The 22519-nt window shown below is 70.2% G+C and carries 17 protein-coding genes; 6 read left to right on the plus strand and 11 right to left on the minus strand.

Features of this window, described 5'->3' with window-relative positions; translation table 11 throughout:
• Position 1 precedes the first annotated feature (1 nt).
• From purH to cutA, 10 genes are all read right to left on the minus strand, one after another.
• Positions 2 to 1588 carry a bifunctional phosphoribosylaminoimidazolecarboxamide formyltransferase/IMP cyclohydrolase gene (purH, locus tag ABD970_RS04485; RefSeq protein ID WP_345294286.1) on the minus strand — a complete coding sequence of 529 codons (1587 nt, stop codon included), beginning with the start codon at positions 1586 to 1588 and terminating at the stop codon, positions 2 to 4.
• Between the two features lie 150 nt (positions 1589 to 1738).
• Positions 1739 to 2011, minus strand: coding sequence for a DNA-binding transcriptional regulator Fis (fis, locus tag ABD970_RS04490; RefSeq protein ID WP_345294287.1), 273 nt, complete (start codon positions 2009 to 2011; stop codon positions 1739 to 1741).
• A gap of 156 nt (positions 2012 to 2167) precedes the next feature.
• Positions 2168 to 3292 (minus strand): DUF3426 domain-containing protein, encoded by a 1125-nt coding sequence (locus tag ABD970_RS04495; RefSeq protein ID WP_345294288.1) that lies wholly within the window; start codon positions 3290 to 3292, stop codon positions 2168 to 2170.
• Between the two features lie 93 nt (positions 3293 to 3385).
• A complete protein-coding gene (gene prmA / locus ABD970_RS04500; protein WP_345294289.1) occupies positions 3386 to 4312 on the minus strand; it encodes a 50S ribosomal protein L11 methyltransferase in 927 nt (308 codons plus the stop codon).
• A 118-nt stretch (positions 4313 to 4430) separates the two neighbouring features.
• A complete protein-coding gene (gene accC, locus ABD970_RS04505; protein WP_345294290.1) occupies positions 4431 to 5798 on the minus strand; it encodes an acetyl-CoA carboxylase biotin carboxylase subunit in 1368 nt (455 codons plus the stop codon).
• A gap of 10 nt (positions 5799 to 5808) precedes the next feature.
• Positions 5809 to 6303: an acetyl-CoA carboxylase biotin carboxyl carrier protein gene (gene accB, locus ABD970_RS04510; protein WP_345294291.1), complete on the minus strand. Its 495-nt coding sequence runs from the start codon at positions 6301 to 6303 to the stop codon at positions 5809 to 5811.
• Between the two features lie 63 nt (positions 6304 to 6366).
• Entirely contained in the window at positions 6367 to 6816 is a 450-nt protein-coding gene (gene aroQ / locus ABD970_RS04515; protein ID WP_345294292.1) for a type II 3-dehydroquinate dehydratase, read from the minus strand.
• Between the two features lie 133 nt (positions 6817 to 6949).
• Entirely contained in the window at positions 6950 to 7546 is a 597-nt protein-coding gene (locus ABD970_RS04520) for a TlpA family protein disulfide reductase (RefSeq protein WP_345294293.1), read from the minus strand.
• Entirely contained in the window at positions 7546 to 10011 is a 2466-nt protein-coding gene (locus ABD970_RS04525; protein WP_345294294.1) for a protein-disulfide reductase DsbD, read from the minus strand. The genes ABD970_RS04520 and ABD970_RS04525 overlap by 1 nt, the downstream gene beginning before the upstream one ends.
• The gene (cutA, locus tag ABD970_RS04530; RefSeq protein ID WP_345294295.1) at positions 10008 to 10352 is read right to left on the minus strand and encodes a divalent-cation tolerance protein CutA; all 345 of its coding nucleotides are present in this window, start codon (positions 10350 to 10352) and stop codon (positions 10008 to 10010) included. The genes ABD970_RS04525 and cutA overlap by 4 nt, the downstream gene beginning before the upstream one ends.
• 270 nt (positions 10353 to 10622) lie before the next feature.
• Between cutA and groES the strand changes: the two genes are divergently transcribed.
• Positions 10623 to 10910, plus strand: coding sequence for a co-chaperone GroES (groES, locus tag ABD970_RS04535; RefSeq protein WP_345294296.1), 288 nt, complete (start codon positions 10623 to 10625; stop codon positions 10908 to 10910).
• Positions 10911 to 10966: 56 nt separating this feature from the next.
• A complete protein-coding gene (gene groL, locus ABD970_RS04540) occupies positions 10967 to 12613 on the plus strand; it encodes a chaperonin GroEL (protein WP_345294297.1) in 1647 nt (548 codons plus the stop codon).
• A gap of 87 nt (positions 12614 to 12700) precedes the next feature.
• On the opposite strand, the gene ABD970_RS04545 is transcribed toward groL, so the two are convergent.
• Complete coding sequence (locus ABD970_RS04545) at positions 12701 to 14764, minus strand: tetratricopeptide repeat protein (protein WP_345294298.1); 2064 nt, start codon at positions 14762 to 14764, stop codon at positions 12701 to 12703.
• A gap of 111 nt (positions 14765 to 14875) precedes the next feature.
• Between ABD970_RS04545 and ABD970_RS04550 the strand changes: the two genes are divergently transcribed.
• From ABD970_RS04550 to glnE, 4 genes are all read left to right on the plus strand, one after another.
• A complete protein-coding gene (locus ABD970_RS04550; RefSeq protein ID WP_345294299.1) occupies positions 14876 to 16114 on the plus strand; it encodes a UDP-N-acetylglucosamine--N-acetylmuramyl-(pentapeptide) pyrophosphoryl-undecaprenol N-acetylglucosamine transferase in 1239 nt (412 codons plus the stop codon).
• Positions 16115 to 16125: 11 nt separating this feature from the next.
• Positions 16126 to 17760, plus strand: a complete 1635-nt coding sequence (locus ABD970_RS04555; protein WP_345294300.1) for a phytoene desaturase family protein — start codon at positions 16126 to 16128, stop codon at positions 17758 to 17760.
• A gap of 360 nt (positions 17761 to 18120) precedes the next feature.
• Positions 18121 to 19518 carry a S8 family peptidase gene (locus ABD970_RS04560; RefSeq protein WP_345294301.1) on the plus strand — a complete coding sequence of 466 codons (1398 nt, stop codon included), beginning with the start codon at positions 18121 to 18123 and terminating at the stop codon, positions 19516 to 19518.
• 106 nt (positions 19519 to 19624) lie between these two features.
• Positions 19625 to 22441 carry a bifunctional [glutamate--ammonia ligase]-adenylyl-L-tyrosine phosphorylase/[glutamate--ammonia-ligase] adenylyltransferase gene (gene glnE, locus ABD970_RS04565; protein ID WP_345294302.1) on the plus strand — a complete coding sequence of 939 codons (2817 nt, stop codon included), beginning with the start codon at positions 19625 to 19627 and terminating at the stop codon, positions 22439 to 22441.
• Positions 22442 to 22519: the final 78 nt, after the last annotated feature.

Below are 22519 nucleotides of genomic sequence, written 5' to 3' on the forward strand. Positions count from 1 at the left end.
GTCAGTGGCGGAAATGGCGCACACCGGTGAAGACCATCGCCAGGCCGTGTTCGTCGGCCGCGGCGATGACTTCCTTGTCGCGCATCGAGCCGCCGGGCTGGATCACCGCGGCGATGCCGGCCGCCGCGGCGGCGTCGATGCCGTCGCGGAACGGGAAGAATGCATCGGAGGCCATCACCGAACCGGGGACGACGAGCCCGGCTTCTTCGGCCTTGAGCCCCGCGATCCTGGCGCTGACCACGCGGCTCATCTGTCCGGCGCCGATGCCGACGGTGCGCTGGTCGCGGGCGTAGACGATGGCGTTCGACTTGACGTACTTGGCCACTTTCCAGGCGAACAGCAGGTCGTCGAGTTCGGCGTCGGTCGGCGAGCGACGGCTGGCGACCTTCAGTTCGTCGCGGCCGACGACGCGGTTATCCGCGCTCTGCATCAGCAGTCCGCTGCCGACGCGCTTGACGTCGACCAGGTTGGCGCCGTCGCCGTGGGGAATCTTCAGCACGCGTACGTTGCCCTTCTTGCGGCAGGCGTCAAGTGCATCGTCGGCGTATCCGGGGGCGATCAGCACCTCGACGAACTGGCGTTCGAGGATCGCTTTGGCGGTGGCGCCGTCGAGCGTGGTGTTGAAGGCCAGGATGCCGCCGAAGGCCGAGGTCGGATCGGTGGCGTACGCCGATTCGTAGGCGTCGCCGCAGCCGGTGCCGACGGCCACGCCGCAGGGGTTGGCATGCTTGACGATGACGCAGGCCGGCGCGTCGAACTGGCGCACGCACTCCCACGCCGCGTCGGCGTCGGCGAGGTTGTTGAACGACAGGGCCTTGCCCTGCAACTGCTCGAAGGTCGCCAGGGTGCCAGGGACCGGGTGCAGGTCGCGATAGAAGGCGCCGGCCTGGTGCGGGTTCTCGCCGTAGCGCAGGTCCATGACCTTGATGAAGCTGCCGTTGGCCTGTTCGGGAAACTGCGCGCGGCTGCCGTCGGGTTGCAAGGCGGACAAGGTGTCGCTGATGCAGGCGTCGTATTGCGCGACGCGGTTGAACGCGGCAACCGACAGCGCGAAGCGGGTCTTGGCCGACAGCGCGCCATCGTTGGCGTCCAGCTCGGCGACCAGGTCGGCGTACTGCGCCGGATCGGTGGCGACCGCGACATGGGCGAAGTTCTTGGCCGCCGCCCGCAGCATGGCCGGTCCGCCGATGTCGATGTTCTCGATCAGCGCATCCAGACCCGCGTCGACGTCCGCGGCGACGCGCTCGAAGGGGTACAGGTTGAGCACCAGCAGGTCGATCGCCGCGATGCCGTGCTCGGCCATGACGGCGTCGTCGGTGCCGCGGCGCCCGAGCAGCCCGCCATGGATGTTCGGGTGCAGGGTCTTGACCCGGCCATCCATGATTTCCGGGAACCCGGTGACGTCGGCCACGTCGCGCACCGGCAGGCCGGCGGCGCGCAGCGCGCTGGCGGTCCCGCCCGTGGACAGGAGCTCCACGCCGTGCGCGTGGAGGGCGCGGGCCAGGTCGACCAGGCCGGTCTTGTCGGATACCGACAGCAGCGCGCGGCGGAGCGCCACTGAGGCGCCGGAGGAAGGATCGTCAGTCATGCGGGGCGCGTGCGGCGAGGGAGGCGCGAATTATAAGCGTGGCCGGCGCCCGGCCCTGCACGGATGGCATCCGGGGCGGACGTCGCCCGGCATGCGTCGGGACCGGTTTGAAGGCGCGCGGCGGGAAGCGCGGCGCGAAGGCTGCGCCACTCAGCCGATGCCGTAGTCGCGCAGCTTGCGGCGCAGCGTGGCACGGTGGATGCCGAGCATGCCGGCGGCGCGGCTCTGGTTGCCGTCGCAATGGTTCAGCACTTCGACGAACAACGGGATTTCCAGCTCGCGCAGCGCGATCTCGTAGAGATTGGTGGCACCCGAACCGTTGAGGTCGCCGATGTAGCGACGCACCGATGTCGCGACGTGCTCGCGCAAAGGCGTGCGCGGCGGAGTGCGTGCGGCAGGGTCGGTGCGTTCGACGGCGTTCAATCTGCTGTCCGTGCTGCGGGCTTGATGCGTAAAGGGAAGTCGCCACCGCGGCCCGCATCGGGACGCGCATGCGTCGCCATCGAAGCCGCCGGGGGAGGTGAGTCTAGCGCGCGCGCCCGGCGCGCGCCAGAAAAAGCTGCCTGCACGGGCGTCCGCTCAGCGGAAATCGAACGCGAACGCCACGCTGCGCGGCGCGGGTTCGATCACGTCGAGGCGAAGTGTCGTTTCCTGTCCGCTGCCGATCGTTTCCTGCGTTGGCTTGTCGCCGTGGTACTGCGCGGCGGCGAACGCACGCCGGCCGACCACGTTGCCTTCGATGTCCGACAGCGTCAGCACCACTTCGGGCCAGGGTTGCGCCCAGTGGGCGGTGTTGCGGAAGCTCGCCGTGACACGGAGCACGCCTGGCCGCCGTGGATGCGGACGGACGTCGCGTTCCAGCAGCACGAAGGCGGCCGGCTCGCGCCACGCGGGAACCTCGCAGCCGAGCAGTCCGCACAATCGAACCACCAGCGGCCGCCAGCGCGCATCGGCCGCGAGGCGCTGCCGGTCGGCCAGTGTCCATTGCAGGCCCAGCAGCAGGGCGAGTCCGGCGATCAACGCAGGGTGTTGCCAGCGCCGGCGTCCTCCGCCGGCCGCGGACGGGGCGCGCGCAAGGGCGAATCCGGGCGCTCGCCCGCTAGGCTGCGCGCTTGGCACGGGCGGGCACTCCGCGGCCGTACCGGATGACGGCACGGCACTCCCCTCGGCCATTTCCTGCGGTTCGGGACGATCCTCGTGGCCATCGTCGCCAGTGGAGTCCTCGGCAGCATCGATGCCCGCCGCGGTGCGGGCATCGGCCTCGGTGCCGGTCGCGGACTCGGTGTCCCGCGTCGGGGGATTCCCGCCTTCGGCCTGCGTCATGCCGTCGGGCGCCAAGGGGCTGGCGGTGGCCGCGGCGGGTGCATCCACAGCTTTCTGGCGGCCCGGGCCGGCGGCGCGCTTGCCACTGGCCACCCGGGCGCGCGCTGGGGGCGGGTCGTCGGGCCCGGAGCGCGCGCGCTTCCTGCGCGCCGGGGCCTTCCCGGCCGGGGACGCAGGCGCGGCATCGTCCTCCTCCGGGCGGTCCGGCGCGATGGGAGTGTCGTGCCCGCCATCCGCTTCCGCACCTTGGGCGGTGTCGGCGTCGGTGCGTGCCGCCGGCCCGAGGATGGGTTCCCCGCAACGCGGGCAGCGATCCGGCGGCTCTCCGGTCGCCGGATCGGTAGCCACCAGCGTCTGGCAATGCGGGCAGTGGACGAACATGGTGCTATTCAAGCATGGTCCCGGCGCGTGCCGGCGCGGCGGCCCGGGATTGCGAACCGCGTCCCACTACACCGAGTTCGAACCGCAGCCGTGTCAGTTGGGCGCTCTGCGCACGCCGTCGATGCGCACCCAGTCGCCGTCGATCTCGACCTGCAGTGCGTCGAACCATGCGGCGTAACGCTGCACCAGTGGCGCTTGTTGTCCGTCGAGGATGCCCGACAGCGCGATCCTGCCCCCGGGCGCGACGCGCGCCGCCAGGGTGTCGGCCAGGGCCTCGAGCGCGGAAGCGAGGATGTTGGCGACGACGACCGGGTATTGGCGAACCGGTGCGTCGTCCGGGAGGTGGACGGAGAGGGCTTCGTCGACGCCATTGCGCTGCGCGTTGTCGCGGGTCGCGAGCAGCGCCTGCGGATCGTTGTCCACCCCCGTCGCCGACGCCGCGCCCAGCTTGAGCGCGGCCAGGGCGAGGATGCCGCTGCCGCAGCCGAAGTCGAGCACGTCGCGATCCTGCAGGCGGCCGTCCGCGGCCAGCGTGTCCAGCCAGCGCAGGCACAGCGCCGTGGTCGGGTGCGTGCCGGAGCCGAAGGCCAGGCCGGGGTCGAGGCGGACGACGGCGGCAAGGTCGCTGCACGCCTCCACGGGCAGATCGCGGTTCCACGGCACGATCCAGGTCCGCTCGCCGAAGCGCAACGGCACGTACTGGTCCATCCACGCCCGCTCCCAGTCCTGGTCCTCGACGTTGCGGAAGCTCGCCCGCGTCCAGTCCAGGCCGGGATCGAAGGCTTCCAACGCGGCGAGCAGCAGCAGCGCGTCGGTGTCGTGCGGGAACAGCGCACTCAGGGACAGGGTCGGCCACAACGGCGTCTCGCCGACGCCGGGCTCCAGGATCGCGTGCTCGTTGTCGGTGTCGGCCTCGGCGTCGAGCATCGTGACCGCCAGCGCGCCCACGTCCTCCAGCGCGCGCTCGGCGCGGGGCTGCTCGGATTCGCGGCAGGGGAGGGTGAGTTCGAGGAAGGGCATCTCAGTAGATCGCGGTCGCTATGCTTCCAAGGGCGTCTTTTCGCCAGGCGTTCTGGCGCGTTGCCACTGTCTCTCGCGGGGCACGGATGCCGCCCACTTTCGACGCGTCAGATGCCGGTCACACGATGGACAGCGACTTCTCCTTCCGCTCCGCCAGCCGCTTCTCCAGGTAATGGATGTTCTGGCCGCCGGCCTGGAAGCCGCGGTCGGTGAGGATGCGTTGCTGCAGCGGGACGTTGGTCTTGATGCCGTCGACGACCATTTCGCTCAGCGCCACGCGCATGCGGGCCACGGCCTGTTCGCGATCCATGCCGTGGACAATGAGCTTGCCGATCATCGAGTCGTAGTTGGCCGGCACGCGGTAGCCCTCGTAGATGTGGCTGTCCACGCGCACGCCGGGGCCGCCGGGAACGTGGAAGTGCTCGATCAGTCCGGGCGAGGGCATGAAGGTGTCCGGGTCCTCGGCGTTGATGCGGCACTCGATGGCGTGGCCGGTCAGCACCACGTCGTCCTGGGTGAACGACAGCTTGTTGCCGGCGGCGATCATCAGCTGCTCGCGCACCAGGTCGATGCCGGTGACCATTTCGGTGACCGGGTGCTCGACCTGGATGCGGGTGTTCATCTCGATGAAGTAGAAACGGCCGTCCTCGAACAGGAACTCGAAGGTGCCCGCGCCGCGGTAGCCGATGCGCAGGCAGGCCTCGACGCAGACCTGGCCGATCTCGGCGCGCAGCTCCGGCGTGATGCCGGGCGCGGGCGCCTCCTCGACGACCTTCTGGTGGCGGCGTTGCATCGAACAGTCGCGCTCGCCCAGGTGCACGGCGTTGCCCTGGCCGTCGGCGATCACCTGGATCTCGACGTGGCGCGGGTTCTCGAGGAATTTCTCCATGTACAGCATGTCGTTGCCGAACGCGGCCTGCGCTTCCTGCCGCGTGGTGGAGATGGCGTTGGCCAGCGCGGCCTCGGTATGCACCACGCGCATGCCGCGACCGCCGCCACCGCCGGCGGCCTTGACGATCACCGGGTAGCCGATGTCGCGGGCGATCTTCTGGTTCTGCTCGGTGTCGTCGCCCAGCGGGCCGTCGCTGCCGGGGACGCACGGCACTCCGGCCTCCTTCATGGCCCGGATGGCCTCGACCTTGTCGCCCATCATGCGGATGGTCTCGGCCCTCGGCCCGATGAACACGAACCCGGACTGCTCGACCCGCTCGGCGAAGTCCGCGTTCTCGCTCAGGAACCCGTAGCCGGGATGGATGGCCTGCGCGTCGGTGACCTCGGCCGCGGCGATGATGCTGGCCATGTCCAGGTAGCTCTGCTTGGACGGCGCCGGGCCGATGCACACCGACTCGTCGGCCATGGCCACGTGCTTGAGGTTGCGGTCCACGGTGGAGTGCACGGCGACGGTGCGGATGCCCAGCGCGTGGCAGGCACGCAGGATGCGCAGCGCGATCTCGCCGCGGTTGGCGATGACGACCTTGTCGAGCATGCCGGCCGCCTCAGCCGATCACGAACAGCGGCTGGTCGAATTCGACCGGTTGCCCGCTCTCGCCCAGGATGCTCTTGACCGTGCCGGACACGTCGGCCTCGATCGGATTGAACATCTTCATCGCCTCGATGATGCCAAGCGTCTCGCCGGCCTTGACCGACTGGCCGACGGTGACGAAGGGCGGTTTGTCCGGCGCGGGCGAGGTGTAGAACGTGCCGACCATCGGCGAGCGCACCACGTGCCCGTCGGGCAGGGGCTGCCCGGAGCCGGCATCGCCGTCGCCGTGCGAGGCGCGGGGGCTGCCGCCGGTCGCGGCATCGACGGGCGACTGCATCGGCATCGGCTGCGGTGCCGGGGCATGCATCGCGGGCGCGGCGTGCACCACGTGGCCGCCGGCGGGCGTGCGTGCCAGGCGCACTGACTCCTCGCCTTCCTTGATCTCGATCTCGGAGAGGTTGGACTCCTCCAGCAGGTCGATCAGCTTCTTGATTTTTCTCAGGTCCATGGGGGCCTCGGTTGGTGTCGTCGGCATCCGTGGCCGGATGCGCGCTCGGTCAAGGAAAACAGGTCAGGGGTCGCGCCGGTCCAGGCGCTGCATGGCCGCGGCCAGCGCCAGCCCGTAGGACAGCGGACCGAAACCGGAGACCACGCCCACGGCGAGGTCGCTGAAATAACTGGTGGCGCGGAAGGGCTCGCGCGCATGCGGGTTGGACAGGTGGACTTCGATGAAGGGGATCGCGACGGCGGCCAGCGCATCGCGCAGCGCCACCGAGGTGTGGGTGAACCCGGCCGGGTTGACCAGCAGGAACGCGATGCCTTCCTCGCGACTGGCGTGGACGCGCTCGACCAGGGCGTGTTCGGCATTGGACTGGAAGGAGGCGAGGGCATGGCCCGCCGCCTCGGCCCGCGCGGACAGGTCGGCGTCGATCTCCGCCAGGGTGGCCCGGCCGTAGACGTCGGGCTCGCGGCTGCCAAGCAGGTTGAGGTTGGGCCCGTGAAGGACCAGCAGCTTCGCCATGCGCGAGGGAGGCCGGGAACAGGGCGGCCAGTTTGCTGGAAAGTGCAGATACTGTCCAGATCGACGAAGTTTCGCCGAATTCCGCCGTTTTAATCGGTTGTTTGAGTGTTGGCTCTAACCAGGCCGGCCGGCGTCAGGGCTGGACCCAGGCGTCGATTTCGCCGGCCTCGAACGGCCCGATCTGCTGCTTCAGCAACCGGCCCTCGGCCGAGATCAGCACCGAATAGGGCAGCACGCCGCGGCGGTTGCCGAGCTGCACACCGGCATCGCCGGGGCCCGGGGCGTCCACGGCAATGGGGTAGCTCACCGGCACCCGCGCCAGGAAGGCGCGCACGGCGTCCTCTTCATCCAGCGCGATACCGACCACTTGCACGCCGTTGTCGCCTTGTTCGACGGAGAAGCGTTGCAGCTCCGGCATTTCGGCAATGCAGGGCCCGCACCAGCTGGCCCACACGTTCACCAGCAGGGGGCGGCCGGTGAAGTCGGCCGGGAGCACCACGCGGCCGCCGTCCAGGAGGCGGACGGGGATCGCCGGCACGGGTTGCCCCCGGGTGGCGACGGCCAGCCCGCCGGGGGGTGCCGGCGTGACCAGGTCGATGGCCGATTGCACCACGTGTTGGCCCCATTCGGTCCGCAGCAACGGCCCCGGGCCGTGGATGGCGAAGCCGGCGACCACGCCCAGCGTCGCGGCCACGAAGGCGACCAGCAGGACCTTGCCGCTGCCCCGCATCAGGGCGCGGTGCCGGCACGACGGACGCGCGCGACGAAGGGTTCGGCCTTCTCGAAGCCGAACAGTCGCAGCTCCCGGCGCTCGCGGCCATCGGCATAGAACAGGGTGGCCGGCGGCCCGATGATGCCAAGCCGCTTCATCAGCGCCTGGTCCACGGCGTCGTTGGCGGTAACGTCGGCCTTGAGCAGGACGAAGTCGGCCAGCGCGGCGTGCACTTCGGGCCGGGTGAAGGTGTATTTCTCCATTTCCTTGCAGGCCACGCACCAGTCCGCGTAGAAGTCGAACAGCAGCGGCTTGCCGGCCGACCGCGCCGCGGCGACCTCGCGATCGAGGTCGGCCAGCGACTTGATGGTGCGGAAGGGGAGCTCGCGGTTTTCCCCTTGGCCGAAGGCACCCGCCAGCGGCTGCAGCGGGTCGCGTCCGCCGGCCATCGCCCCCAGCAGTTCGGCAGCGCCGACCACGGCCAGCACCAGCCCGGCGAATCGTGCCAGCCAGCGCGCGCGGTCGCCCTGCGCACGAGACAGCGCCGAGAAGGACGCCGCCGCCGCGGCCAGCGCCAACAGGCCGTACAGCGCCAGCGTCGCGGGGCCCGGCAGGATGCGCGACAGCATCCACACCGCCAGGCCCAGGAACACGAATCCGAACACGCGTTGCGCCGCGGTCATCCACGGGCCGCTGGTCGGCATGCCGCGGCCGGCCGCGACGCCGAAGGCCAGCAACGGCACGCCCATGCCCATGCCGAGCAGGAACAGCGCCGCGCCGCCGAATACGGGGTCCTGGCTCTGGCCGATGTACAGCACCGCCGCGGCCAGCGGCGGCGCGACGCAGGGCCCGACGATCAGCGCCGACAGCGCGCCCATCGCCGCGACGCCGGCCAGCGAACCGCCCCGCTGGCGCTCGGTCACCGCGCCAAGGCGCGCGCGCAGGGCCTGCGGAAGTTGCAGCTCGTACAAGCCGAACGACGACAGCGCCAGCGCCACGAACAGGCCCGCGAACAGCACGATGATCCACGGCGTCTGGAACGCCACCTGCAGGTTGGCGCCCAGCAGCGCCGCGACCACGCCCGCGACGGTGAACACCAGCGCGTTGGCCAGCACGTAGACGAACGACAGCAGCAGCGCGCGCCCGGTGCCCAGCCGCGTGCCGGCGCCGGCGATCAGCCCGGACAGGATCGGGATCATCGGCAGCACGCAGGGCGTGAAGGCCAGCAGCAGGCCGGCACCGAAGAAACCCAGCAGCGCCCACCAGCGTCCCGGACCGGACAGGGATGCGGCCAGGCGGCTGTCGTCGGCGAGGCCTGCGCTGGCGTCCCCGGCGGCAGGCGTGGAAGCATCGCTGTCCTCCCCGGCGGGCCCGGGTCCGGCGTCGATGGATGCGCCTGGCGCGTCGTCGGCGGGCGTGGTTCCCGCCAAGCCTTCCGGCGTCCCGGCCAGCGGGATCCCGGTGCCTTGGCCGGCAGCCGGCGTCGGCGCGGACGTCGTCGCGTCCATCCCCGCGGCATCGGCGCCGGCGGTACCGACGGCGGCCGCCGGCAGCGCGATGCGCACGGTGCGGGTCATCGGCGGGTAGCAAATGCCGTCGTCCTGGCAGCCTTGGAAGGTGGCCGTGAGCACCACGGTCCGCGCTTGACCGGTGGCGCGGCGCAGCGGCACGGGCACGTCGACCTGGTCGAAATACACCACGACGTTGCCGAAGTGCTCGTCGTAGTGCTGTTCGCCCCGCGGCCAGCGCGGCTTGGCGAGGGCGATGCCGGGTTGGTCCAGCTTCAGCGCCGTCCGGTCGCGGTACAGGTAATAACCGCGCGCCGGCGTGAACCGCAGCAGCAAGGTGTTGCCGTCGCCGGCGATGGCTTCGAACCCGAAGGCCTGTTCCGGCGGAAGTGGCAGGGGGTCGGTGGCACCGGCGATCCGCGCCCCCGGAAGCGGCGACGCCGATGGCGTCGCGAGCGACCGCCCCAGCGCGGCGAAGCCGGCATCGGCGCGCGGCGCCGCGCCCGCGCCGGCGGCAGCGGCCGGGAGGTCCACTTGCACGGTGCGCACCTGGGGCGGATAGCACACCCCGACATCGGCGCAGCCCTGGTACTTGATCCGCAGCTGGACCCGGCGCGCGCCGGCGGCGGCCTCGCCGGGCAGCACCGCGCGCAGCTGCCCGCGGTAGGTCTCGACATCGCCGAAGAATTCGTCGGTGTAGCGCTTGCCGGTTGGCAGTTGCAGCGTCCCGGCGTCGAATCCGCCGCCGACCACCTCGACCGCCGTGCGGTGCCGGTAGAGGTAGTAGCCCTCGGCGATCGTAAAGGCCACGACGATGCGGTCGCGGGCCGAGGACTCGGCCCGCAGCACGAAGGCCTGGTCGACCGGCAGCAGCTCGTCCTCGTCGACCGCGGCCTGGACGGCCTGCGGGCAGGCCAGGGCCGCGCACAACGCGAATGCCGCGAACGCGCGGCGCAGGACGGACGATGGGTTCACCGTGGACTGGCTCCGGGGCGGGACGCGTCGGCGACCCAGGCAAGGTAGGCGGCCGAGCCGCCGCTGGCTTGGACCGCGACGACCTCGGGCAGTTCATAGGGGTGCAGTTCGGCCAGCCTCGCGGACAGGGCGGCGACGCGGTCGCTGCCGGTCTTGGCCAGGAGCAGGATCTCGTCGGCCTGCTCCACGGCGTCCCGCCACCGGTACACCGAGCGCAGCCCCGGCAGCACGTTGACGCAGGCGGCCAGCCGCTCCTCGACCACCGCCTCGGCCAGGCGCGAGGCCGTGGCGGCGTCCGGGCAGGTGCAATAGACGAGGCTGACGGCGGGTGCAGGCGGCATGCGGGGATTCTACCGGTCGGTCGCGCCGGGCTGGTTCCCTCGAGCGAAGCGCCAGTGGGGTCCGACGCGGCGCGACTACCCGCCGACGATTCGACTGCCGCCCCTTGAATCGCCCACGGCCGTACCCATGTCACGGGCATCCCCGGCCCGCGCCGGGTTTTCGTGCCCGCGGGTTTGGCACTCGGCACTCCCGACTGCTAGCATCCGCGCCCTGCTTCACCGCCTCTTGATCTTTTTTCTTCCACCAATCAATTACTTGCGAGGGTTGCAATGAATCTCAAGCCGCTCTACGACCGCGTGGTCGTCAAGCCCATCGAAGCCGACGAAGTCACGGCCGGTGGCATCGTCATTCCCGACAACGCCAAGGAAAAGCCCACCAAGGGCGAAGTGGTCGCGGTCGGCGAGGGCAAGCCGCTGGACAACGGCAGCCTGCGCGCCCCGAAGATCAAGGTCGGCGACAAGGTCATCTACGGCCAGTACTCCGGCAGCGCCTACAAGCACGAAGGCACCGAATACAAGATCGTGCGCGAAGACGACATCCTCGCCGTCATCGGCTGAGCCGTCCCGCCGCACGACGCTCCCCCTTTTACTGACTCCCTATCGAGGTAACTGCAATGTCCGCCAAGGAAATCCGTTTCGGCGAAGACGCGCGCGCGAAGATGCTGCGCGGCGTCAACGCCCTGGCCAACGCCGTCAAGGCCACCCTCGGCCCGAAGGGCCGCAACGTCGTGCTCGAGAAGAGCTACGGCGCCCCGACCATCACCAAGGACGGCGTCTCCGTCGCCAAGGAAATCGAGCTTGCCGACAAGTTCGAGAACATGGGCGCGCAGATGGTCAAGGAAGTCGCTTCCAAGACCTCCGACAACGCCGGTGACGGCACCACCACCGCCACCGTGCTGGCGCAGTCGCTGATCCGCGAGGGCATGAAGGCGGTCGCCGCCGGCATGAACCCGATGGACCTCAAGCGCGGCATCGACAAGGCAGTGGTCGCCGCGGTGGACGAGCTCAAGAAGATCAGCAAGCCCACCGCCGACGACAAGGCCATCGCCCAGGTCGGCACCATCTCGGCCAACAGCGACGAGTCCATCGGCAACATCATCGCCGACGCGATGAAGAAGGTCGGCAAGGAAGGCGTAATCACCGTCGAGGAAGGTTCGGCGCTGGACAACGAGCTGGACGTGGTGGAGGGCATGCAGTTCGACCGCGGCTACCTGAGCCCGTACTTCATCAACAACCAGCAGTCGATGTCGGCCGAGCTGGACGATCCCTTCATCCTGCTGCACGACAAGAAGATCTCCAACGTCCGCGACCTGCTGCCGGTGCTCGAGGGCGTGGCCAAGGCCGGCAAGCCGCTGCTGATCGTCGCCGAGGAAGTCGAGGGCGAAGCGCTGGCGACCCTGGTGGTCAACACCATCCGCGGCATCGTCAAGGTGGTCGCGGTCAAGGCACCGGGCTTCGGTGACCGCCGCAAGGCGATGCTGGAGGACATGGCGATCCTCACCGGCGGCACCGTGATCTCCGAGGAAGTCGGCCTGACGCTCGAGAAGGCGACCATCAACGACCTCGGTCGCGCCAAGAAGATCCAGGTCACCAAGGAAAATACCACCATCATCGACGGCGCCGGCGAGTCCAGCGGCATCGAAGGCCGCATCAAGCAGATCAAGGCGCAGATCGAGGACACCTCTTCGGACTACGACAAGGAAAAGCTGCAGGAGCGCGTGGCCAAGCTGGCCGGCGGCGTGGCGGTGATCAAGGTCGGCGCCTCGACCGAGATCGAGATGAAGGAAAAGAAGGCCCGCGTCGAGGACGCCCTGCACGCCACGCGTGCGGCGGTTGAAGAGGGCGTGGTCCCGGGCGGCGGCGTCGCGCTGATCCGCGCGCTGCAGGCCATCGGCGAGCTCAAGGGCGACAACGTCGACCAGACCCACGGCATCAACATCGCCAAGCGCGCGATGGAAGCGCCGCTGCGCGAAATCGTCGCCAACTGCGGCGAGGAGCCCTCGGTCGTGCTCAACAACGTCAAGGACGGCAAGGGCGACTACGGCTACAACGCCCAGACCGGCGAGTACGGCGACATGATCGCGTTCGGCATCCTGGACCCGACCAAGGTCACCCGTTCGGCGCTGCAGAACGCGGCCTCGATCGCCGGCCTGATGATCACCACCGAGGCGATGGTCGCCGAGCTTCCCAAGAAGGAAGAGCCGGCCATGGGCGGCGGCGGCATGGGCGGCATGGGTGGCATGGGCGGCATGGATTTCTGATCCGGCCCCACGGCTGCACCGCGACACAAAAGCCCCGCAGCGATGCGGGGCTTTTTTCATGAAGCGTATCGATCCGCGACCCGGGGGTTACTCCAGCCAGGGGTTGCGCATCGGCTCCACCTTGGCGACGTCCGGCGCCGCCTGCACCCGCTGGATCTGCGCGCGCAGTTGCTCGGCGATCTTGGCTTCGACCGGCAACTTCTCCTGGTCGAGCAGGCGCCGGTAGGCACCGATCGCCTCGTCGCGGCGTCCCAGCCGCACGTAGGCGTTGCCCAGCTCCACGCCTGCATCGACCGCCTGTGGTCCCAGCGGCACCACTTCCTCCAGCCGCGCCGCGACCAGGGCCCAGTCGTCGCCATTCTCCTTGTAGATGTAATCCATGACCTTCCTCTTGAGACTGCCCGCGCGCGACTGCGGTCGCACCAGGGTGCCGCGCCAGATGCCGACGTGGCCGTAGCGCGCCACCATCCGCATGTCGCGAAACACCACCTCCGGGTCCCAGTCCCACTGCGGCCACGGCAGGGTGCTGGGCATGGGATAGATGAACCAGCCATCGAAGCGTCCCTCGACGTTGGTGTCGTCCAGGGACTCGACGAAGCGACGCTGCCGCAGTCCGGCCGCACGCATCTGCGGCTCGCCTACCCAGTAATCCACGTACATCGGCAGTCCAGAGGGCGCGATGTGGCGATCGTGGAAGGCGCGCAGCTCGTGAAAGCGCTGGCCCAGGTCCGTGCCTTCGTCGGTGAAGTAGCGATGCGCGCCCTGCGTACCGCCGACGAGTTCGTTGTGGTACTCCCACAGGCGTGGTTCGCCCAGGGTCATGGCCGCGGCGACGAGGTAAGTCGCGGCCACCCCGGCCAGCATTGCATGCTGGCGGCGTTGCCATGCCCAGGCCAACACGCCCCCGGCGAAGATCGCGGCGCCGACCACCACGGGCAGCGCGTGGCGCACCCCACCCCAGATCCCATCCGAGCCGACCAGCGCGACCATGTGGAAACCGCAGGCCGCCACGGTCATCGCGAGGGCCCAGCGCGCGGCCGCCGGCAGCTTGCGCCGGAAGGCGAGCGGCACGCCGGCCAGCGCGAGCGCGAGCAGCGCCAATGGAAACTTCGCGAGCAGGATCGCCGGCCAGCTGAACCATGGTGGATGGCCGTTGTAGGCCCGGCCCCAGACGAAATGCATGCCGATCCCGCGCCCTTCGACGCCGGTGCGCACCGTGTCCGCCAAGCCCCACAGGTAGGCCCGCGGCAGCAGCTTGTGGCCGTCAGCGAAATGCAGCGCGGCGCGCCAGTGCGGCAGGGTCAGTTCGTCGATCTTTTCCGCCATCGGCCGGTTGAAGGCGTCACTGCCGTCCGCCCCGGCATGGAAGCGCAGGCCGTAACTCGCCCACAACAGCGCGAGCGCCACGAGTGCGGCCCCGGCCAGCATCGCCAGGCGCACGACGACGGCGCGGGGCCCCAGTTTCCAGCCCGAGAGCGCTGCCAGCGCCAGCAACAGCCCCAGCCCGCCCAGTCCGGCCAGGGCGGAGTGCTTGGCGGCGAGAGCGAGTCCCATCGCAGCACCCGTGGCGATCGCCCATCGCCACCGCCAGGTCGCCGCCAGCAGCCCGGCCGCGACCGCCGACAAGCCCAGTGACAGCGCCAGCGGCAGGTCGGTCATCACCACCGGCAAGTGCGCGCCGACCGTGGGCTCCAGCACCAGGAAGGCCAGCGTTCCCACCGCCCAGGCCAGCCCGCAGGCGCGCCACAGCAGGCCGCCCAGCGCGAGCAGCATCAGCGCATGCAGCGACCACATGGCCCAGCGCGCCCGCGTCTGTGCGGCGCGGGAATCGTTGTCGAAGAAGAACGTCTGCTCGACCCAATCGCGTTCCTGCGATTTCTCGGTGAGCGGTTCCGCCGGTCGCAAGCGGAAGTCGTCGGGCATGAACGCGCCCGTCCACAGCTTGACCAGCGGCGGGTGCTCGGGATTGAGGTGGAATCCGCCGCCGCGCACGTAGGTGGTGCCGGCCACGATGTGCCAGGGCTCGTCGACGGTCAGGCTGTCCAGCCGGGTCCCGGCCGCGGAGCGCAGGACGGCGAGCAGCACGAGGACCAGCAACAGGGCGGCACCGGGCCAGGACGATGATTCCGGATGCCGTGCGGGCGCTGCCATGGATCAGGAAAACGCCGGCGCGCGGGTCGACAGGACAACACGTCGACGCGCACGCATGGCCCGTGGCCGCGCCGCTGGCTATAGTGCCCGCTGCTTTCCCGATGGCCCGCCATGCAGCGCAAGGATCCTCCCCCCAGCCGACCCTGCATCGCCATGGCGGCGGGCGGCACGGGTGGCCACCTGTTCCCCGCCGAGGCCCTCGCGCGCGCCCTGCTGGCTCGCGGCGAGCGGGTGGTGATCTACACCGACGCGCGCGGCGCGCGGTACACCGGGGCGCTCTCGGGCATCGACCATGTCGTGCTGCCCGCGCGCAGCCTGGCGGGCGGCCTGATCGGCAAGTTCGCGGCGGCGTGGACCATCCTGCGTGCCGGTTGGCTGGCGCGCCGCGACATGCGCCGGCGCGGCGTGGTCGCGCTGGCCGGCTTCGGCGGCTACCCGAGCTTCGCCCCGGCGCTGGCGGCGAAGAGCCTCGGGCTGCCGCTGCTGCTGCACGAGCAGGGCCTGCGCCTGAGCTTGGCCAACCGCCAGTTGCTGCGCTTCGCCGATGCCTTGGCGACTTCGTTCGCCGAGGTCGCCGGCAGCGAACGCATCGATCCGCAACGCATCACCGAAACCGGCAACCCGGTGCGCCGGGACATCCTCGACGCACGCAGCGCCTTTCCGCGAATCGATGCCGACGGCCCGTTGCGGCTGCTGGTGGTCGGCGGCAGCCAGAGCGCGCGGGTGTTCGGAGAGGTCGTGCCGCCGGCGCTGCTGGCGCTGCCCGACGCCCTCCGGCCGCGCCTGCAACTGTCGTTGCAATACAAGGGCGAGGACACCGACGCCATCGCGGCGCGCCTGCGCAGTGCCGGGATCGCCGCGGACATCCGCCCGTTCTTCGACGACATGGGCGCGCGCCTGCGCGATGCGCACCTGGTCGTGACCCGCGCCGGTGCGACCACCATCGCCGACCTGCTCACGGTTGGCCGGCCGGCGATCTTCGTGCCCATCCCGCAGGGCGGATCGCAGGTGGAGCAACGCACCAATGCCGAGACGCTGGCGCGCGCCGGGGCCGGCTGGTGCATGCCGGAAAGCGAGCTCTCGCCGCAGAGTCTGTCGACGCGTCTCACGGATCTGTTCTCCACGCCCGAGCAGCTCGTGGATGCAGCCGCCGCGGCAGCGGGCTTGGCACGGCCGGACGCCGCGGAGCGGTTGGCGGACCTGATGCAGCGTTTGGCAGGCAATGCGGGCCCTCACCCCAACCCACGCTCCGCGCCCCGGCCTGCGCCAGCGGCGATGGAATCCAATCGAGTGCGCGGCAGCGGCGGGCAAGACGTTCGCGAGCACACCGTGCGCGGGAGCGGCGCTTGAGGCCGCAGGGCATGAAAGCCGGACACGACCCTGACGTCCTGGTCATCGGCGGCGGCCACAACGGCCTGGTCTGCGCGGCCTACCTAGCCGGCGCCGGCCTGAAAGTGCGCGTGCTCGAACGCCGCGGGGTGGTCGGCGGCGCGGCGGTGACCGAGGAGTTCCATCCGGGCTTCCGCAACTCCGTGGCCAGCTACACCGTCAGCCTGCTCAACCCGCAGGTGATCGCCGACCTGCGCCTCGCGCGGCACGGCCTGCGGGTGGTCGAGCGACCCTACGCGAACTTCCTGCCGCTGCCCGACGGGCGATCGTTCCGGCTCGGGGGCGAGCACACGCAGGCGGAAGTCGCCAAGTGGTCGCCGCGCGACGCAGAACGCCTGGGCGACTACTACGCCATGCTCGAGCGCGTCGTCGGCGTGTTGCGCGAGTTGATGGTGCGTACGCCGCCGAACGTGTCGGACCGCTTCGTGCTCGCGGACTGGCTCGCTTCCTACGACGTCGCCAAGCGGCTCAGGCACCTGGACATGCGCGCCCGGCGCGACCTGCTGGACCTGTTCACTAAGTCGGCGGGCGAATTGCTCGACGCGTACTTCGAATCCGAACCGCTCAAGGCGGTGCTGGGCTGGGACTCGGTGGTCGGCAACTTCGCCAGCCCGTATACGCCGGGCTCGGCCTACGTGCTGCTGCACCACGTGTTCGGCGAGGTCAACGGCAAGTCAGGGGTCTGGGGCCACGCCATTGGCGGCATGGGCGCGATCACCGCGGCGATGCGCGCCGAATGCGAGTCGCGCGGGGTCGTGATCGAGACCGATGCGGGGGTCGCCCGGGTCCTGGTCGAGCCAACCGGAAAGGGGCTCGGCAAGGCGGTGGGCGTGGTCCTGGAGGACGGCCGCGAATTGCACGCCCGCACCGTGGTGTCCAACCTCAACCCGAAGTTGCTGTACCAGAAGCTGATCGCACGCGAACACCTGGATGGCGATACCGCCGAGCGGATCGATCGCTACCGCTGCGGCTCGGGCACCTTCCGCATGAACGTGGCGCTGTCCGGGCTTCCCGATTTCACCGCCGCACCCGGCAGCCAGCAGCAGCCGCACCACCAGAGCGGGATCCTCATCGGACCCTCGCTGCGCTACTTCGAGCAGGCGTTCTTCGACGCCAAGTCGAAGCAGCACAACGCCGGCTGGGCCCGCGAACCCATCGTCGAGCTGGTGATCTCGTCGACCCTGGACGACACGCTCGCGCCCCCCGGGCAGCACGTCGCCAGCCTGTTCTGCCAGCACGTCCATCCCGAGGTCGACGGCGGCTGGGACGCGCACCGCGATACCGTGGCCCGGCTGATGATCGACACCGTCGACGCCTACGCGCCCAACTTCAAGGCCAGCGTGCTCGGTTACCAGGCGCTGTCGCCGCTGGACCTGGAGCGGACCTTCGGCCTGGTCGGCGGCGACATCTTCCATGGCTCGCTGGGGTTGGACCAGCTGTTCTCGGCGCGTCCGCTGCTGGGGCAGGGGAACTACCGCGGGGCGCTCGGGCAGCTGTACCTGTGCGGCTCCGGGACCCACCCCGGCGGCGGCGTGACCGGGCTGCCGGGTCGCAATGCGGCGCGGGAGATCCTGCGCGACCTCGATCGTCGCCCTCGGCCCTCCTGAAGTGAGGGCCTGTCAGTGGTTTCCTGAACCCGTTGGTATTTTTTTGCAGTGCAGCGTGCATCCGCACTAACGAATCCTTCACGATTGGGTTGCACCCGACGTGGGGGAGGGAGCAAAGCCCGAAGCGGTCCGCCGCTTCGGGCTTTTTTTTGCTTCCGCGCAGGTGCTGCCGGCACCTCGCAAGCCCCTCTCGCGGACGGCCCAAAACACGGTTCGTCCCGCACCCAGTGCCCTCCCGAGACCTCTCCATGTTGCAGTGCGGCAGGACTGGAACGTGACGAGCGTCTAGGATGGCCTCAGGCTAAGTGTTTGCTTTTGTTGCAAATCCGTTGCCTGACACACACTTGATAGGGGAATTGAATGAATAATCTTTCGCGGGCCATCCTGATGGCCCTGGGAGCCTTTGGCTTCGTCGCCTCCGCCCAGGCGGGGACCTACGTCGTCACCGCCAACGGTCAATCCTTCGACAACAAGCTCGCCCACAAGGTCGAGGCTGCGGGGGGTGTCATCACCGCGCGCCTGCCGCAGATCGGCGTGGTCATCGTCGAGGTTCCCGATTCCGACAAGGACTTCGAGCGCCGCGCTTCCAGGATTCCGGGCATCCGTTCCGCCGTCGCTGACTTCGAGATGCAGTTCGAGCTGCCCGAACCCCAGTACTCGATGGCCGCCCACTTCGCCAACCCGCCCAACTCCGGCGACGACGACTTCTGGTTCGACTTCCAGTGGGGCCACGCGGCGATCGACGCCGCCGGCGCCTGGAACCAGGGCTATCGCGGGGCCGGAGCGACAGTGGCCGTACTCGACTCCGGCGTGTATTGCGCCCATGCCGACATCAGCCCCAACCTGAACGCGGCGCTGTCCAAGTCCTTCGTTGCCGGAGAGGGCTACTGCAACACCAGTGGTAGCACCCACGGAACCCATACGATGGGCACCATCGGCGCGGCCGACAACGCCACCGGCCCGATCGGCGTGGCGCCGGAAGCCGAGCTGATCGCCGTGAAGGTCTTGAGTGCGTCGAGCGGCAGCGGCAGTTTCGCCGGCATCATCCAGGGCATCGTCTATGCCGCTGACGCGGGCGCGGACGTGATCAACATGAGCCTGGGAGTACGCGGCGGCCTGCCGGTCAATGGCAAGGGCGCCAACGGTGTCGCGGAACTGGTCAATGCCACCAAGCGCGCGGCGCAGTACGCCCGCAAGCAGAATGCCTTGATCGTGGCGTCCGCCGGCAACGACGGCCGCGACCTCGACCACGACTCCGGGGTCGAGATCTGCGACGCCGACGGCTGTTATCGCGCCAACCTGCGCAGCTTCCCCAGCGAACTGCCGGGCGTGCTGTCGATTTCCGCAACGGCTCCGATCGGGTGGGCGTTGGATTTCAACACCAACCTCGACCGGCTGGCCAGCTACAGCAATTACGGCAAGTCGGCGATCGCCTTCGGTGGGCCGGGAGGAGACTTCTCGTATCCGGGTAATGAAGCCTGCACGATCAAGGGCATCACGGTGCCATGTTGGGCATTTGACATGGTCTTGAGCACGACGCGAACGGGCTTCGTTGGCTGGAGCGCCGGCACCAGCATGGCCGCGCCCCACGTCTCTGGCGTGGCTGCCCTGGTCATCGGCAAGCACGGTGGTGAGATGGCGCCGTCCGCCGTCGAGGGCATCCTGCGGGCATCCGCGGACCAGACCGGCAAGGCCGGTAACGACATCACGGTCGGCAAGGGCCGGGTCAACGCTTCGAAGGCCGTCGCCATCGACTGAGTTACCCGACCGCAGTGCGTGACAAGCGGCCGCCTCGTGCGGCCGCTTTTTTTTCGCAAGCCGGGCCCCGCGGCAACGCGTCGCACGCGCATGCCATCATCGCCGCATGCCTGACGACCCCACGGCCAAGGTCGCGTCCCTCGTCGAGCGCGCCCTTTCGCGCTTGCCCGAGTCGATTCGTCTCGACGCCCTGCTGCTGGACAAGACGCGACGCATCGCCGTCGCGAGCGATTTCGCGATCGAGACCCTTGCGCGGCAGCCGGACCTGCTGGGCCGGCTCGCGCAGGACGACGGCGCCACGCCCTTGCCGCCGCCCGTCCTCGACCCGGACAGCCGCGACGAGTGGCCGCGCCTGTTGCGGCGTTACCGCAGCGCCGAATCGACTCGCCTGGTATGGCGCGACGTCCTAGGCCTGGATGCCGTCGAAGACACCCTGGCAGGGACCACCCGGCTCGCCGAGACCTGCCTGGAAATCGCGCTGGCGGCGCTGGAGCAGGACTTCGAGCGGCGCCACGGCGTCGTGCGCCGGCGGGCGGGCGACGAGGGGTCGGCCGGTGCGCCGGTGCGCCTGGTCGTGTTCGCCCTGGGCAAGCTGGGCGGCGGCGAGCTGAACTTCAGTTCGGACGTCGACGTCGTCTACGGCTACGCCCACGGGGGCGAGAGCGATGGCCCACGCCCGCTGGCGGCGGAGGATTACTTCGCGCGGCTGGGCCAGGCGCTGGCCAGGCTGCTCGACGAGACCACGCCGGACGGCTTTTGCCACCGCGTCGACCTGCGCCTGCGGCCCTACGGCAATGCCGGGCGCGTGGCGGCGAGTTTCGCGGCGATGGAACAGTACTTCCAGCGCGAAGGCCGGGACTGGGAACGTTACGCGTGGCAGAAGGCGCGGCCGGTGGCCGGGGACCTCGAGGCGGGCGCCCGGTTCCTCGAGACCCTGCGGCCCTTCGTCTACCGGCGCTACCTGGACTACGGCGCGCTGGACGGGTTGCGCGAGATGAAGGCGGCGATCGCCGCGGAGGTCGCGCGCAAGGAACTGGCCGACGACATCAAGCGCGGGCCGGGCGGCATCCGCGAGATCGAGTTCCTCGCCCAGGCGCTGCAGCTGATCCGCGGCGGCCGCGAGCCGGAGCTGCGCGGACGGCGCCTGGTGCCGGCGCTGCGCGCGCTGCAGCAGGCGCGGCAGATCCAGCCCGACGCCGCCGACGCCTTGGTCGCGGCCTACCGCTTCCTGCGCCGCTTGGAGAATCGTTTGCAGATGCTGCGCGATGCGCAGACGCACGTGCTGCCCGACGACCCGATCGACCGCGCGCGCATCGCACTGGGCCTGGGATTCGAGGACTGGCCGGCGTTGCGGGCCGAGCTGGAGACACATCGCGCGGTGGTGTCGGAGGAGTTCGATGCCTTGCTGACCGCGCGCAGCGGCCATGCCCCGGCGAGCAGCGACCTTTCGGCCTACTGGCGCGCCCTGCCCAAGGGCGGCGACCCGCAGGTGCTGGCCGACGCCGGGTACAACGACCCTGCCGGGGTCGATGCCGCCTTGCGAGACTTCGTGCGCGCGCCCGGGGTCCGCGACCTGTCCGATGCTTCGCGCGCGCGCCTCGACCGGGTGATGCCCGTGCTCCTGCAGGCGACTGCGCCGGCGACCGAGTCGGTGCTGGCCCTGCGCCGCCTGGTGGCGCTGCTGCACAACATCCTGCGCCGGGCGAGCTACCTGGCCCTGCTCGACGAGGAACCGCCTGCGCTGGAACGCCTGGTCGACCTCGTCACCCGCAGCGCCCTGCTGGCCGAGCGGCTCGCGGCCCATCCCCTGCTGCTGGACGAACTGCTGGACGCGCGCGCGGAAGGCCCGCTGCCCGAGCGCGGGCTGTTCGCCCAAGCCTGCTCGCGTTGCCTGGCGCACGAGGACATCGAGGCGGCGCTGTACGCGCTCAACGAACTGCGCCAGACCCTGAGCTTCCGCATTGCGCTGGCCACGCTAGACGGTCGCCAGTCGGCGCAGGTCAGCACGCGCCAGCTGGCGTGGCTGGCCGACGCGGTGGTCGACGTGGTGCGGGCGCTGGCGGTGCGCGAGATGGAGGCCGCGCACGGCGGGATCGACGGCGCGCGCTTCGCGATCCTCGGCTACGGCAGCCTCGGCGGCGAGGAGCTGGGGTTCGGTTCCGACCTCGACCTGGTCTTCCTCTACGACGCACCCCCGGGCGCCAGTTCCGATGGCCGGCGTTCGCTGGACGCAGGACGCTGGTTCGCGCGGCTGGCGCAGAAGATCGTCGCGTTGCTCGGCACGGTGACCGGCGCCGGACGCCTGTTCGACGTGGACGTTCGGCTGCGACCGGACGGCGCCCAGGGCCTGCTGGTCTCGACCCTCGCCAGCTATGCCGAATACCAGCGCGAGCGGGCATGGACCTGGGAGCACCAGGCCCTGGTCCGGGCGCGCTGCGTCAGCGGGGACGACGGCCTGTGCGCGGATTTCGAGGCCCTGCGCGACGCCGTGCTGGCGAAGCCGCGCGATCCCGAAGGCCTGCGCGAGGACATCGACGGCATGCGTGCGCGCATGCGCAGCGAGCTCGACCGTTCCGATGCGGGGCGCTTCGACCTGAAGCAGGGCGAGGGTGGGCTGGTCGACCTGGAATTCCTGGTCCAGTACCTGGTCCTGCGCGCAGCCTCGTCGGCGCCGTCGTTGCTGTCGCCTCGCGCGACATCCCTGCAGGTCGGGGCGCTGCGCGACGCAGGCGTCCTGGACGATGACCGGGCCGCGGCGCTCTTGGAGGCGCACGGCGTCCTGTTGTCGGCCTCCCTGGCCTGCACGCTGGACCGCCGGCGTCGCTGGGTCCCCGAGGATGCCGGGATCGTCGCGGCGCGCGCGACGATCCGCGCCGCGGTGCAGGCATGCGGGCTGGACTTCGGTCGCGGCCCGCCCGGCTAGCGGCCGCTTCCCCGCGGGCCGCTTCGTTCGGGACGCGGATCAGCGGACATCGCCGCTGCGGGCGATGCGGCGTCGTGC

Source organism: Luteimonas vadosa (genome assembly GCF_039543545.1).
GTDB lineage: Bacteria > Pseudomonadota > Gammaproteobacteria > Xanthomonadales > Xanthomonadaceae > Luteimonas > Luteimonas vadosa.